The 13,737-nt window shown below is 70.6% G+C and carries 16 protein-coding genes; 6 read left to right on the forward strand and 10 right to left on the reverse strand.

What is annotated here, in order from left to right; translation table 11 throughout:
- The first annotated feature begins 2 nt into the window (after positions 1-2).
- From KYK13_RS34355 to KYK13_RS34365, 3 genes are all read left to right on the forward strand, one after another.
- Positions 3-527 (forward strand): MgtC/SapB family protein, encoded by a 525-nt coding sequence (locus tag KYK13_RS34355; protein WP_223638539.1) that lies wholly within the window; start codon positions 3-5, stop codon positions 525-527.
- 102 nt (positions 528-629) lie between these two features.
- Positions 630-1,172, forward strand: coding sequence for a DUF4329 domain-containing protein (locus KYK13_RS34360; protein ID WP_223638540.1), 543 nt, complete (start codon positions 630-632; stop codon positions 1,170-1,172).
- Between the two features lie 41 nt (positions 1,173-1,213).
- Positions 1,214-1,618: a hypothetical protein gene (locus tag KYK13_RS34365; protein ID WP_223638541.1), complete on the forward strand. Its 405-nt coding sequence runs from the start codon at positions 1,214-1,216 to the stop codon at positions 1,616-1,618.
- 59 nt (positions 1,619-1,677) lie between these two features.
- Here KYK13_RS34365 and KYK13_RS34370 read toward each other — a convergent pair whose 3' ends face one another.
- The 9 genes from KYK13_RS34370 to KYK13_RS34410 form a co-directional block, all read right to left on the reverse strand.
- On the reverse strand, positions 1,678-2,019 hold the full coding sequence (locus KYK13_RS34370) for a hypothetical protein (RefSeq protein ID WP_223638542.1): 342 nt from the start codon (positions 2,017-2,019) through the stop codon (positions 1,678-1,680).
- A gap of 95 nt (positions 2,020-2,114) precedes the next feature.
- Positions 2,115-3,923, reverse strand: coding sequence for a phosphoenolpyruvate--protein phosphotransferase (ptsP, locus tag KYK13_RS34375; protein WP_223638544.1), 1,809 nt, complete (start codon positions 3,921-3,923; stop codon positions 2,115-2,117).
- Positions 3,924-3,967: 44 nt separating this feature from the next.
- Complete coding sequence (locus KYK13_RS34380) at positions 3,968-4,246, reverse strand: HPr family phosphocarrier protein (RefSeq protein WP_223638546.1); 279 nt, start codon at positions 4,244-4,246, stop codon at positions 3,968-3,970.
- 35 nt (positions 4,247-4,281) lie between these two features.
- Complete coding sequence (locus tag KYK13_RS34385; protein ID WP_223638548.1) at positions 4,282-5,097, reverse strand: PTS system mannose/fructose/sorbose family transporter subunit IID; 816 nt, start codon at positions 5,095-5,097, stop codon at positions 4,282-4,284.
- A complete protein-coding gene (locus KYK13_RS34390; protein ID WP_223638550.1) occupies positions 5,094-5,813 on the reverse strand; it encodes a PTS sugar transporter subunit IIC in 720 nt (239 codons plus the stop codon). The genes KYK13_RS34385 and KYK13_RS34390 overlap by 4 nt, the downstream gene beginning before the upstream one ends.
- Positions 5,814-5,817: 4 nt before the next feature.
- On the reverse strand, positions 5,818-6,303 hold the full coding sequence (locus KYK13_RS34395) for a PTS sugar transporter subunit IIB (RefSeq protein WP_223638552.1): 486 nt from the start codon (positions 6,301-6,303) through the stop codon (positions 5,818-5,820).
- A gap of 33 nt (positions 6,304-6,336) precedes the next feature.
- On the reverse strand, positions 6,337-6,759 hold the full coding sequence (locus tag KYK13_RS34400; protein WP_223638555.1) for a PTS sugar transporter subunit IIA: 423 nt from the start codon (positions 6,757-6,759) through the stop codon (positions 6,337-6,339).
- A gap of 417 nt (positions 6,760-7,176) precedes the next feature.
- The gene (locus tag KYK13_RS34405) at positions 7,177-8,097 is read right to left on the reverse strand and encodes an NAD+ kinase (protein ID WP_223638558.1); all 921 of its coding nucleotides are present in this window, start codon (positions 8,095-8,097) and stop codon (positions 7,177-7,179) included.
- Positions 8,098-8,119: 22 nt separating this feature from the next.
- The gene (locus KYK13_RS34410) at positions 8,120-9,169 is read right to left on the reverse strand and encodes an SPFH domain-containing protein (protein WP_370645214.1); all 1,050 of its coding nucleotides are present in this window, start codon (positions 9,167-9,169) and stop codon (positions 8,120-8,122) included.
- A gap of 154 nt (positions 9,170-9,323) precedes the next feature.
- On the opposite strand from KYK13_RS34410, the gene KYK13_RS34415 reads away from it, so the two are divergent.
- Together KYK13_RS34415 and KYK13_RS34420 are read left to right on the forward strand one after the other, a co-directional pair.
- Positions 9,324-10,715 carry a general secretion pathway protein GspE gene (locus KYK13_RS34415; protein ID WP_223638564.1) on the forward strand — a complete coding sequence of 464 codons (1,392 nt, stop codon included), beginning with the start codon at positions 9,324-9,326 and terminating at the stop codon, positions 10,713-10,715.
- A gap of 11 nt (positions 10,716-10,726) precedes the next feature.
- Positions 10,727-11,560 carry a class I SAM-dependent methyltransferase gene (locus KYK13_RS34420; RefSeq protein ID WP_223638566.1) on the forward strand — a complete coding sequence of 278 codons (834 nt, stop codon included), beginning with the start codon at positions 10,727-10,729 and terminating at the stop codon, positions 11,558-11,560.
- Here the strand turns inward: KYK13_RS34420 and KYK13_RS34425 are convergent, their stop codons facing one another.
- Positions 11,561-12,712: an ATPase, T2SS/T4P/T4SS family gene (locus tag KYK13_RS34425; protein ID WP_223638568.1), complete on the reverse strand. Its 1,152-nt coding sequence runs from the start codon at positions 12,710-12,712 to the stop codon at positions 11,561-11,563.
- A 179-nt stretch (positions 12,713-12,891) separates the two neighbouring features.
- Here KYK13_RS34425 and KYK13_RS34430 point away from each other — a divergent pair, with 179 nt between their 5' ends.
- Entirely contained in the window at positions 12,892-13,734 is an 843-nt protein-coding gene (locus tag KYK13_RS34430; protein ID WP_223638570.1) for an imm11 family protein, read from the forward strand.
- Positions 13,735-13,737 lie beyond the last annotated feature (3 nt).

Genomic DNA, 13,737 nt, shown 5'->3' on the forward strand with positions numbered 1-13,737 from the left:
CGATGGAAGCTCACGTCCTCATCGGAAGGTTGGTGCTGGCCACGTTCCTGGGCGGCGTGCTGGGCGTGGAGCGCGAGGCGCGCAACCAGGCCGCGGGGCTGCGCACGCACATGCTGGTGGCGCTGGGGGCGTGCTGCTTCACGCTCTCCAGCGTCTACACGCAGCACCTCGTGCTGCCGGGAGAGGCGCCGGGCGGGGCGCGTGCGGACATCAGCCGCGTCGCCAGCCAGATTGTCGTGGGCATCGGCTTCCTGGGCGCGGGCGTCATCCTGCGCCACGGGGGCGTGGTGAAGGGGCTCACCACGGCGGCGAACCTCTGGGTGACGGCGGCCATGGGCCTGGCGTGCGGCCTGGGCCTGTACGTCGCCGTCGTCGCCACCGTGGTCCTGGCCCTGGTGTCGCTGGTGGTGCTGCGCCCCCTCTCCCGGCTGCTGTCACCCAAACACAACCGTCACGGCGGCCAGGACGACGACTCAAACGACGAGGATGGGGCCATCGCGGGGGGCGACGACTCCCATCCCAGGTGAGGCGCGGGCAGCGTCAGACGCCACCACTAGCGTCGTGGCATGACGCCGACGACGCGACCCGCCACTTCACGCGCAGGCACCGCCGCCTGGGGAGTCCTGGCCATGCTGCTGGGGTGCGCGGGGGGAGGACCTTCGCGGTTCTGGATTGATGAGGAGCGCCGGCTCGTCGTTGCCGGCCCCATGGTGGGCCCCTTCGACAGTCTGATGACCCTGGCTCCCGAGCTCTGCAAGGCAGTGAGGCAGATGCCCGGCGCCACGGCAGGAAACTCTCGCGAGGGGCAGGAGTACTGTGGCGTCATCTACCCACGGAACTTCGAATCTCCGTTCTATGCGAGCTACCCCTCGACGCTCGGCCATCCTCTGCCACTGCCTGGAGGAAGGAAGTCCTGCAAGCCACCGGAGCGCGTCGCGGACCCCGACGCCCGAACCATCAACATCTACGCGGACTATCACAGCCATCCTGCAATCACGGGCTTCTCGCCAGAGGAGCTCCAGGCGCGCACACAGCGGTATTACTTCCGGCTGATGTTCAACCCCGCGTGTGAAGTGCGCCTCTATGACTTCCAGGAACGGACTGTCTTCCTCCTCGAGGACGGTCAATTCATCCCCGTGAAGCGAGTCACGGACGACCTGCGCGGACAGTGACCGTACAGTTCGTGGTCAAAGCCCTTTGGGAGTGAGGACACATGAAGCGTCTGGGCCTGGCACTGCTGCTCTTCACAGCGTCGGGGTGCATGCACCTTCACCGGCCGGCCCCCGTGGCACCTCCCGAGGTGGCGCAGGGCATCCAGTTTCCAGAATGGCGCAAGGAGGACTCCATCACCGTCCAAGGCCCCCAGCTCAAGGCCCTTCAAATCGCCATGGATGACTTCATGCCCCCGGGGCGAGATGCCCCCAGTGGCGCAGACCCCATGACCCAGTGCCTGTTCCGGCTCTCGACGTATGACGCCTGGGTTCAGCGTGGCGACAAGATGACCTTCATCCACTTCACGCCACAGGAAGAAGAGCGCTGCGGCCTCAAGTCGGAGGTCATGGACGCAGGCGCCAGCTACGCCGTCAGCGACGAGGGGGTCATCCTCAAACGCGAATGAGCCGCGAGGAAGCACCTGCCCCCCTCACGGCCCATGCAGCCCGGCTTCGAGGCCAGCGGCTACTCCATGGGCACCAGCGCGCCCGTCAGGTCGTGCGTGTAGCCCGTTGGCCGCTGCGTTGCGTGCGACGCGTCCTCCATGTCGTGGCGCGTCTCCTCGTCCAGGTCGAGCGCGCCTTCGGCCAGCACGGCGCCCGGGAGGCTGGCCAGGTCCCGGTGCAGGTAGACGTCGTCCCCGTCCAGGTCCGCGACGTCGGAGAAGCGCACCGGGTATTCCCGCTCGAAGATGTGCCCCTTGCCGATGGTGAACCCGCGCGGGTCCACCGCGACGACGCCGCCGAGCGCCTCGCCGTCCCGGTCCCGCACCGTCATGCCTCGCTGAATGTCCGTTGGCTTGAACACGCTGCTGCCTCCTGCATTCGTGTCCGACCAAGGTGTGCACTCCACGTGGAAACGGCGACCCCTCTCCCCCTCGCGTTCACCGGGGGGAGCGGGGCCTACACGGGCTCCGGCTCCGGGTCCCTCGCCGGCGCCAGCAGCGAGCCCTCCTGGCTGCTGAAGCGCCGGTCCATCTCCGTGCGCACGAAGCGTTCGATCTCCTCCGCGGTGGTCAGCTCCATGGCGCCCTGGAGCATCTCCACGGCCTCGCTCCGGCTCACCCGGCGCATCAGGCGCTTCACCACCGGGATCTGCCCCGACGTCATGGACAGCTCGTCGAAGCCCAGCGCCAGCAGCACCAGGGTGAAGAGCGGGTCGCCCGCCATCTCGCCGCACATGGAGACGGGGATGTTCGCGGCCTTCGCCGCGTCCACGATGTTCTGGAGCATGCGCAGCACCGACAGGTGCAGCGGCCGGTAGAGGTACGCCACCTCGCGGTTCTGCCGGTCGATGGCCAGCGAGTACTGGATGAGGTCGTTGGTGCCGACGGAGAAGAAGTCCGCCTCCTGCGCCAGCCGGTCCGCGATGGTCGCCGCGCTGGGCGTCTCCACCATGATGCCCACCGGGAAGCGCTTGCCCACCGGCACGCCCGCGCGCCCCAGCGCCGTGCGGCACGCCTCCAGCTCACTGCGCGCCTCGCGCAGCTCGCTCACGCCGCAGATGAGCGGGAACATCAGCCGCAGGTTGCCGTGCACGCTGGCGCGCAAGAGGGCGCGCAGCTGGACGCGGAACAGCTCCCGGTTGGACAGGCAGTAGCGGATGGCCCTGAGGCCCATGGCCGGGTTGGGCTCCTTCTCGTGCTTCGTCTTGCCCGGCACCTTGTCGCCGCCCAGGTCCAGCGTGCGGATGGTGACGGGCCTGCCCCCCATGGCCTCCAGCACCTGCTTGTAGGCGCGGTAGTGCTCCTCCTCCGTGGGCGCCGTCTTGCGGTCCAGGAACATGAACTCCGTGCGGTACAGGCCAATGCCCTCCGCGCCGTGAGCCAGCAGGGAGGGGATCTCCTCCAGGAACTCCATGTTGCCGTTGAGCCGGATGCGGAAGCCGTCCGTGCTCACCGCGGGCTGGTCCTTGGTGGCCAGCGCCAGCTGCTCGCCCTCCAGGTAGCGGCGCTGCTCCTCCCGGAAGAGCGTCAGCTGGTCCTCCGTGGGGTTCACCAGCACCACGCCGCGGATGCCGTCCATGGCCACGAGGTCGCCGGGAGAAATCTGCTCGCTCGCGCGCCCCGCGCCCACCACCGCGGGCGTCTCCCGCGCACGGGCGACGATGGCGGTGTGGCTGGTCTGTCCGCCCAGGTCGGTGACGAAGCCCGCCACGCGGCCGCTGCGAGCCATCATCGCAGCGTCCGCGGGCGGCAGGTCATGCGCGACGACAATCGCCTCCGCGGGCACCTCCACCTCCTCGTCCACCACCTGGCCCATCAGGTTGCGGATGATGCGGTCCGCCACGTAGTCCACGTCCGAGCGGCGCTCGCGGAAGTACTCGTCCGGGATGTTGTCGAAGAGGTGCTTGATCTTGCGGGCCGTGCGGCGCACCGCCCACTCCGCGTTGATGCGGTCCTCCACGATGAGGCGGTTGACCTCGTCCACCAGCATGGGGTCGTGGAGCATCAGCCGGTGCGCTTCCAGGATGAGCGCGTGGTCGCTGCCCTCCGTGCGCGTAATCTGGTCCTTCAGCTCCGCGAGCTGCCGGTCGGACAGGTCGATGGCGGTCTTCATCCGCATCCGCTCGGGCTCCACCTCCGCGTCCGCCAGGCGCAGCTTGGGGGTGCGGATGCGCTTGCGGTCCAGGATGAAGGCGTGGCCCACCGCCACCCCCGGGGAGGCGCCGATGCCCGTCAACCTGAGTGTAGGGGTGGCCTGGCTGCTCACGTTTTTCCTGACCTCTTGGGGGAGTCTACCTCCCCTTTCGACGCTTACTGCGCTTCGCCAAACCGGTCCGCGATGAGCTTTTTCAATTCGGACAGGCAGGTCTCGGCGTCCTCGCCCTTGCAGGTGAGGGTCACCTGGGTGCCCTGGGCCGCCGCGAGCATCAGCACGCCCATGATGGACTTGGCGTTGGCGCGCTGCCCGGAGGCCTCGATGGAGACCTCGCTCTTGAAGCGGTTGGCCACCTTGACCATCTGCGCCGCGGCCCGGGCGTGCAGCCCCAGCGCGTTGATGATCTCGAAGGTCCCCTTGGCTTCACTGGCCATCGTGCGACTCCTGCTTCTCTCTCAATGGTTCGTCCTCACAGAAAGGCGCCCGCCGCGCAGGCCAATCCCGCCGCGACGTAGAGGACCACGTAGGTGGGGACGCGCCGGTTGACGAGCACGTACGCCAACACGCCCACCGCCAGGCACCCCACCGCCAGGAACGGCGCCCAGGTCCCGCCCGCCGTCGCCCCGAAGCTCACCGCCAGCCACGCGGCCAGCCCTCCCGCGCTCGCCGCCGCCACGCCGCGAAGCCGCGCGCCCTTGGCGGGCAGGTTCACCCGCGCCACGGCCTCCACCAGCCGGTCCCCCAGGCTCAAGCCCAGCCAGTACAACCGGATGCGCAAGAGCAGGTGCACCAGGTTGTAGAGCACCAGGAAGAGCACCACCGCCCAGACGCCCAAGAACGGCACCATGGCCGCGCACAGGCCGCCCACGGCGGGCTTGAGCGACAGCCAGAAGAACCCGTCCCCCAGCGCGGCCAGCGGCCCCATCAGCGCCGCCTTGAAGCCCACCACCCGGTCCGGCGTCTCCTCCCCCCGGGCAATCTTCTGCTCGTGGTTCACCACGCCGCCCACGATGGCCGCCGCCACGTACGGGTGCGTGTTGAAGAAGACCAGGTGCCTGCGCACCGCCGCCTCGCGCTGCGGGCCCGGCGGGTACAGCTTCGCCAGCGCCGGATACACCGCGTACGCGAGCCCCAGGTTCTGCATGCCCTTGGGGTTCCACGACGCCTGGAGGAAGAGCGAGCGCAGGAACACGCGCAGCAGCGTGGCCCGCGACAGCCGCGCGGGCGTCACGAAGGCCGGCGCGGAGGCGGCAGCGGAGGGGATGGGCGTGGGCGTCGTGCTCATGGCCGCTGCTCCTGCAGCTGCGCCAGCACCACCGCCGCGGTGACGGCCGCCGCGGCGAGGCCCGCGTACAGGGGCGCGCGCTTCGCGTGGCTGGACTGCGCGGCGATGGCCGCCGCCACGGACGCCATGGCCGGGTACGCCCACGCCAGGCCCCGCACCAGCCCGTGCGGCAGCGCCACCATCAGCGGCTCCAGGAAGTAGCCCGCCAGCGCGCACGCGCCGGTGAGGAGGCCATAGGACACGAAGTGGGGCCACATGCCCCACAGGTTCTGCCGCATGGCGCGCGTGAGGTTGCCGGCCTCCGCGGACGCCAGCGCCACGCGCGCGAGCCGGGCGGAGTAGCCCTCCAACAGCCGGTCCAGCCGGCGCCCCACCCGCCCCAGCCAGATGAAGAGCAGCACGGCCAGCGACCAGATGGCCGGCGTGGAGCCCGCGCCGGTGGCGGCGGTGAGGGTGGCGGCGGCGGCGGCGGTGCCGGTGGCCGCGAGCGTGTCGTTCTCCGGCAGGGACGCGCCCAGGTTGGCGGTGCCCAGGTAGAAGAGCTCCAGCAGCATGCCGACGGACAGGCCCCCGCCCACGTCGCCCAGGAGGGCGCCCATGAACGTGGCGGCCACCAGGGGCCGGGACAGCATGGCCTGGAGGAACGCCTTGCGCTCCACGGCCACCAGCCCCCCCCAGAGACACGCGAGCGCCACCTGGGTCCAGCCGACGTTCACCGCCTCACCCGGCCTTCGACCAGCGCTCGGTCAGGTCCGGCAGGTCCACGGCCTTCTCCGCGGGCACCGCGCGCGCCTCCACGCGCACGCCCTGCGCGGACAGCTGCTGGAGCGCCTGCAGCTCCCCTTCCGCCAGGAAGACGGACGGCGACACCTGCCGCCTTCCGGTGCCGAAGTGCACGTTGCCCAGGTTGAGCTGGTCCATGGCCAGCCCGTGCTGGAAGGCGAAGGGGACGGAGGCCACGTCCCTCAGGAGGACGAGGGTGCGGACGCCGTCCCTGGACAGGGCGGTGAAGTCCACCTCGGCCAGGGGGAGGATCTGCACCTCGATGGCGCTCTGCACGGCGAGCGCCATGGCGGCACGGATGAGGGGACTGGAGGCCGCCTCATCGTCCGCCACCACCACACGGGACACCTTGAGGTGGGGGAGCCAGGCTTCGACCACCTGACCGTGGATGAGGCGGTTGTCGACGCGGACCAGGGTGATCACGGCAGTCTCGAATCGCCGACCCGTACGGGTCCGTCAAGTTCGCGGCTGCTGCTGGGCCTCGCGAAGCAGGGCGGATGCACAGGTGATGTTGCGCTGGCCGTACGACGCCAGCTGGTGGGCCATGTCCGACAGGGCCATCTGCTCCGAGCGGAGCGAGTTGGCCTTCAGCAGCATGGGCAGGTTGACGCCAGCCAGGACTTCCAGATTCATCCGCTGACACATCATCAGCGATTCCTTGCAGGGGGTCCCTCCGAAGAGGTCGGCCATGATGATGACACCGTCCCCTTCGTCGACGGTCTTCACGGCCTGCTTCATCTTGGCGCGGAGGTCCTCCACAGGAGTCCCCGGCTCGATGTTGCAGGTGGCCACGGCGGGCAGCTTGCCCACAATCTGTTCGGCGGTAGAGACGAGCTCATCCGCGAGACGCCCGTGCGATGCGATGACGAGGCCGACCATTGATCACCCCTGAGCTACTTCCCGGGAGCTTGCGTCCTACGCTCATCAACGACCGGACGCAACTCCGGCGAAGTATTCCGCCTGCACCTGGGAACCGCTGCCCCAACGACTTCGCTTCGAAGGTAAGGCGACTGCGCCCACCATGCCTGGAATTTCAGGTCCGGGAAAGGGACAGGGTGTCGTCTGCCGGACGGGGAGCCGGGCGCGGTCTCCCCACGCTCTAGGAGATGCACGTCGCGCCCGCGCGGTGCGTGCCCCGCGGGGCGAGTCCACTGTTCCCGCTCGGTGGGTAGGAAACCGGCCGGGCCCCGACACGGATGCGGCTGTATCACCTGGGAATCCCGGGAGTCTCCGCGAGGTCCAATGATACTCGGGGCTCGCGTTCCTCTTGGGACCTGTCGCATCGGGTGCGGTGTCTCAGTGGACGACCAGGCGGGCCCTCTGCTCGGCCGGACGGATGCGCGCGGTGGCGCCGGCGCCGAAGGTGAGGAAGTCCTCCTCCATGCCGTCGCTGAAGATGACGCCGCCCTGGGGCATGCGGGACTCGAGCACCAGCTCCTGCTCGGCGGTGACGAAGCCGCCGACGATGTCCGCGCCCGAGTGGCGGCTGGGGAAGGGCTCGCGCACGACGAAGGCGAGCCGCGCGTCCTCCCAGCCGAGCGTCCAGGGTTTCCCTGGCGTGCCGCCCGTGCAGCGGGTGAGGCCCCGCGCGAGCGCGAACACGGAGGACAGCCACCCGCTGGAGCCCGCGCCGGTGGACACGAGCACGCCGCTGGAGGACTGCGACTCCTCTTTTCCGCCGTAGCGGAGCTGGTAGCGGGCGGACACGTGCGTGCGCGCGCCGATGAACAGGTCGTTGAAGGCGAGCAGCCGCTGGCCGTCCTGGAGCCGCGCCTCCGCCAGTTGCACCTGCCGCACCCTCGCGCGGCCCTCCAGGGTCCGCAGCACGGCGCTCCGGGCGTCGCGCGGGAGGAAGGGCAGCAGCACGCCGTCGAAGCGCTCCGGGTCCGGGTTGACGCCCACGAGCGGCTGGCTGCCCACGTACTTGGCCACGTTGGCGACGAGGCCATCCTGGCCCACCGCCACCACCACCTCCTTGCCGGTGAAGAGGAAGGTGGGCACGAGCGAGCGGTCCACCTGCTGCACCGGCAGGCCCACGTCCAGCTGCGAGCGCAGGCCGTCCACCGCGCGGCGGTAGGTGTCGTCCTCCGCCTCGAACCCATGGAAGTCCTGGCCGGCGCGCTCCACGTAGAACTTCGCCTGCTTCTTCGTGTTGAAGCGCACCACCAGGTCCGCCAGCCGCGTCTTGCGCGTGACGAGCACCACCTTCTCGAACATGGCGTCCCTCCTTCCGGTGGCTTCAGCGGTCGAAGTGCTGGACGTCCGCGCGGCCGGGCTTGTTCGGCCTGGGCGCCACGGCCGGCGTGGGGCCTGAGCGGGGTCCGGGGTTCGGGCCGGAGTCCGCGGGCAGCAGCGAGCGCAAGAGGTCCGGCGACACATTGAGCTCGCCGATGCGCTGCGCGTTCTCGCCCATCTCGCGGAAGGCCAGGGCGATGTGGAGCGCGGGGTCGCCGCCGTTGGCGGACGTGGCCAGCAGCGTCTTCCAATCCACGTTCTTCACCGGCTCCAGCGTCTTCTCCAGCGTGTACGCGCGCGCGTCCGCGGACTGGCGCTCGTTCTGGACCCAGCGCTCCATGAGGGCGGCGCGCTGCTCCTCCACCGCGATGTCCGCGGCCATCTTCGCCTCGCGGATCTGCCGCTGGCGCTCCTCCACCACCAGCTCCGTGGCCAGCTCGCTCTCCTTGATGCGCCGCTCCTGCTCCACGGCCGCGTTGCGGCGGGCGTAGATGGCCTCGTCGGCCTCCCGCTGGAGGGCCTCGCGCGCGGCGGCCTCCAGGGCGCGCGCCATCTCCGGTGTGGGCTGGATGGAGAGCACGGAGAAGGCCATCACGTGCACGCCCAGCGACTTCACGGACTCCGCGTCCGCCAGCGCCGCGAGCACGCGGGACTCCAGCAGGTCGGACCGCACCAGCACCTCGCGCAGGCTCAGCGACTGCACCACCGCGCGGGCGCGCACCTGCGCGGCCTGCACCAGCCGGTCCGGGAGCTTCTCCGGGTCGTCCGAGCGGTGACGCCCGCCCGGGGTGATGGAGTAGTCCAGCAGCCCGGCCAGCCGGCGCGGGTCCTCCACCCGGTACGTCAGCTGCCCCTGGATGGTCACCGGCTGGAAGTCGCGAGTGACTTCATTGAAGGCGAACGGAATGTCCGCGCTGGACAGCGGCACGGCCACCAGCGTCGTCGCGGGCTTCCAGTAGAGGAACGACAGGCCCGCGCCTTCCCGGACCACCGCGCCGTCCCGGTACTGCATCACGTACGTGGTCGGCGTTGACTTCATGTACCCGAAGAACATCCGCGCATCCCCCTCACCCGCTGCGTTGGTTTGTGTAATTTAGACACCATCTTAGTGTCATCCATACACGTTCGCAACAGGATGCGCGGGAAAGCGGTGTAGGTGGCGTGGATGCCGGTGGACGGGGTGGGCCCGGGCGTCCTTGAATCGGGGCATGACGCGCAAGCTCGGGGAGCAGTTGGTCCTGGATGGAGTGCTGACACCGGAGCTGTTGTCCCGGGCACTCGCGCGGCAGCAGGAGACGGGGCTGAAGCTGGGCGAGTGCCTGGTGCGGCTGGGCGTGGACGAGACGCCGGTGCTGCGGCTGCTCGCGCAGGAGCTGAAGACGCGCTTCGTGTCCACGGAGAAGCTGGCGCAGGCGAAGGTGGAGCCAGCGCTGCTGGAGCGGGTGCCGGTGCGGCTGGCGGAGGGCTTCGACTTCATGCCGCTGCGGCTGGCGCAGGACGCGCTGTACGTGGCCATCTCCGAGCCGCAGCGTCAGCGGGCGTTGGAGGAGATCGCCAAGACTGTGGGCGTGGCGCAGGTGTTGCCGTTCGTGGCGGTGCGCCGGTCCATCCGCGCGGCCATCCGCAAGCACTACTACGCGGACGCGCACGCCTTCGAACACCCGCCGGAGGACCTGGCGTGTCCGCACTGTGGTGCGTCGTGCAAGCCGGGGGACTTCCAGTGCGCGCGCTGTGAGCTGCTCCTGGTGCGCAGCGTGGAGGACCTGCCGCCCCGGGACAACGTGTCGCTGGTGCGCGCGCTGCTCACGAAGCCGGAGCAGACGGGGGCGCGCGGCGTGCCCAGGCCGCCGCAGCAGGCGGAGACGCGGGTGGTGTCGTTCCAGGCGCAGGCCCAGGCGAAGACGAAGGGACCGCCGGTGCGGCCGGTCATCGTCGCGGGGCTGGACCTGGTGAACCGGCCGCTGAGCCCGTTCGAGGCGTACGTGCTGTCGTTCGTGGACGGGCGCACGGCGCTGTCGGACATGGCGCTGATCACCCAGGTGACGGAGCTGGAGCTGCGCGCGGTGTTCGAGTCGCTGTCGGAGCGCGGCGTGACGAAGCTGGTGGGCACGCTGGCGTCCGCGGAGGCGGCGCTCGCGGGGGATGTCTCGCCCGCGCCCGCGCCGAAGTCCGCGCCTCCGGCTCCGGCTGTGAAGGTGGCGGCGGCTCCAGCGGCCCGTGCGCCGGCGCCCCGTCAGGCGCCGATGCCGGCCGTGACGGCGAAGCCCCCGCCCGTGCCCCCGGCTCCGGCGGCGCGCGTGGAGGATCCGCGGGAGGAGGTGCTCCAGCGCGTGGTGCGGCTGGAGCAGGCGGGGAAGCTGGCGGAGGCGCTGGACCTGCTGGAGCGCAGCATCGGGCTCCTGCCCAAGCCCGCGCCGCTCTACAACCGCATGGGGATGATCCTCCTGAACCACCAGCGCGACTACGAGCGCGCCAGCGCCTTCTTCCAGAAGGCCTCGGACCTGGAGCCGGAGAACAGCGTCTACACGATGAACCTGTACTCGGTGCTGGCCCTCAACGCCGAGGCCACGAACGCGGGACAGAAGAAGTCCCGGCGCTGAAAAGGTGCCCCATGCCCTCCCCTGCTGAGTCCTACCTGCTCGACTTCCATGCGCGCCTCGCGGGCGTGACTTCGCGGTGGTTCGGTGCCGCTGCTGTGGAGCGGGAGGGAGTGACGGCGCCTTCGAGCTACTCGCTGCTGGAGGCGGTGGTGCCTGGGGCTGGGCGTCCGCTGACGGTGCTCGACCTGGCTTGTGGGGATGGCCACCTGCTGGAATTACTGGCCCGGAGGAAGCAGCCGGGGCTGTCGCTGCTGGGGCTCGACATGAGCGAGCACGAGCTGGCGGCGGCGCGGACCCGGCTGAACGGTGCGGCGACGCTGGTTCAGGGACGCGCGCAGTCGCTTCCGTTCGGAGAGGCCTGCGTGGATGTCGTGTTGAGCCACCTGGCGCTCATGCTGATGGATGACGTGGAGAGGGTGCTCGCGGAGCTGCGGCGCGTGCTGAAGCCGGGCGGGCGGGTGTCCATCGTCGTGGGTGGGGACCTGGCGCCGGGCAACGCGCTGGAGGTGTTCGCAGGGCTCATGAAGTCCCTGCTGAGCGCGGAGGGCGTGCCTCCCTTCTGGCTGGGAGATGCTCGGGTCCGCTCCGCTGACGGACTGCGGACGCTCTTCGCCGAGGGCTTCACGGACGTCACGGTGCAGTCGCTCTCCGTGCTGGGAGATGGCTCCCCTCAGGAGGTCTGGGAGTCGCTGCTCACGACGTATGACGCGGACCGCTTGTCTCCAGCGGCCCGGGCGTCGCTCAAGGCTTCGTTCCTCCAGGCCGTGGAACCGCTGCGACGCGCGGATGGCAGCGTTCCGTTGTCCTGGGGCATGCGGCAGCTGACGGCGGTTCGGGAGACCTGATCAGCTCCCGGGTGTCCACGGGACGATGTGTAGCGTGTTGCCAGCTTCCGTGGGCTTCGTCTGGTGGAGCGTCATCGCGAGGGCGCCCGTCGCCGCGTCGCGCGTGTGGTGCACGATGAGCGCGTGGACAGGGAGTCCCGGCATGGCTTCCGTCAGCCATGCGTAGCCCTCCTCGGGGGTCTTCGCTTCCAGCACGCAGACCGTGGCGTGACCCGTGAACGCCGCGTTGCAGAGCATCTGCATGTCCTCCAGCGTGCGCACCTCGTCCGCGAAGAGGAGGTCCGGGTCCTGCCGCAGGAAGGAACGCAGCGCCTGCACCAGCGTCAGCTCTCCGCCCACCTTCACGACACCCGTGGCCCCTCCGGGCCCGCCCTTCGGCGCCTCCACCGCCGCCAGTGCGTGGACGTCGTCGGGCAGCGCGTCCATCACCGCGCGCAGGGTCGTGCTGCGGCCCGTGTTGGATGCGCCCGTGAGCAGCACCACCTGGCCGCTGAACAACGTCTTGTCCAGGCGGTTGAAGAGGCCCTTGAGGAACTCCGCCGCGCCGGAGGAGAGCGGGAGGCTGGAGATGCTCGGATACGCCTGACGCGTCTCCCGGTCCCGGGCCAGCGCCGTGGTCCAGGTGCCCGGTTCGTCGTCGCGGAACGACACCCGGAACTCGAGGTCCGGATCCGCCGCGCCTGTCGGGAAGGCCGCGACGCCCCGGTTCGGCATCACCGGATCCACGCCCCGCTTCGCGTGCGCCGCCAGCGCCTTCCCCAGCGGTCGATACAACCCATACGCCATGGGCTGGCGCACCGGGACCCGCTCCGTGCCCAGCAGGCCCACGCGGTCCGACGCGTCCTTCTCGATGAAGAACAGCGTGATGCCCGCGTTGAGCACCCGTTCGGACGGCTCCGCATTGCGCCCTTCACTCGCATCGCCCTCGTCGTCCTCCTGGACGCTGTCCGTGTCGTCCGCCGCCCAGACGGAGAACATCGCCGCGCCCGTCCTGCCCGCGACGTCGAAGAGGGCCTCCGCCAACGCCTCCGGGGTCCTCGGCGAAACGGCCGCGCCGGAGGGAGTGCGGCCTGCTTCCCCCAGCTTCTGGAGCAGGCTGGCGAACACGGCTTCGGGCGTGGCGGGGGCTTCGGCGCTCGCGCTCGGCGTCATGGGCGCGGACCATGGCATGCCCCTCACGGCCCGGCCATGCCCGAAGCGGCCCCCGGCAACCCCTTCCCGGGGCCCCTCCCCTCCGAGGGGCCGGGACGGCTGCCGGCCTGCCTTGAGAACGGGCGAGGAAGCTCACAGGAGGGGCTCCCCTCCAGCAGGCGCTTGGGTAACATCGCTTGATGTTCAGGCGTCTCACCAACGCGCTGCGACGGCTGTGGCACCGGCCCTCCCCAAGCAGCCCCCCGGACCGGCTGGCCCTGCCCGGCGGTACCGAACCCACCGCCGCCGCGCCCCGGCGCTCGCGCGCGTCGGTCGCGGAGGAGTCCCCTCCTCCCGCCCGCACCACCCGTCCGCGCCGCCCGGCCGCGCGCATCGTCGCGCATGGCACCACGCCGCACGTCAGCGGCCGCAAGGCGCGCCGCGCCGGCGCCGTCACGGCCACCCGCTTCTACGACCTGCATGACGACTTCCGCGCCCCCGGCCGCTGGGAGCCCGGCGACCCGCTGGACCTGGAGGACAAGGAGGTGGGCGACATGTGGATGTTCACCGCCGGGCGCCCCGTGGATCCGCCCGGCCCGCTCCACATCCCCAACGAACAGAGGGCGGTCCCGCTGGACTTCAGCCTCGCCGGCGCCAGCCTCACCCCCGTGGTGCACCCGCGCGTCGCCGCCGTGTTCGCGCGCCTGGCCCCGGAGGACGTGCAGCTCATCCCCGTGGACATCGAGGGCCAGCCGGAGCCGTACTTCCTCCTCGTCGCCACGCGCCTCATCCGCTGCGTGGACGAGGCCGCCTGCCTGGAGCTCCACCGCTACGGCCCCGGCGACGGCATCCCCTCGCGCGTGGGCCAGTACCGCTCCGTCCGGGGCCTGCGCATCGACCCGGCCCAGGTGGGCCGCGCCCGCGTGTTCCGCCCCTGGGGCTGGCCCGTCACCCTCGTCGTCTCCGAGGCCGTGAAGGAGGCCCTCGAAAAGGAGGGCGTCACCGGGGCGCGCTTCACGCCCGTCACCGACACCCGGCACTGAAAG

This window comes from Corallococcus sp. EGB, assembly GCF_019968905.1.
In the GTDB taxonomy this organism is placed as follows: Bacteria; Myxococcota; Myxococcia; order Myxococcales; family Myxococcaceae; genus Corallococcus.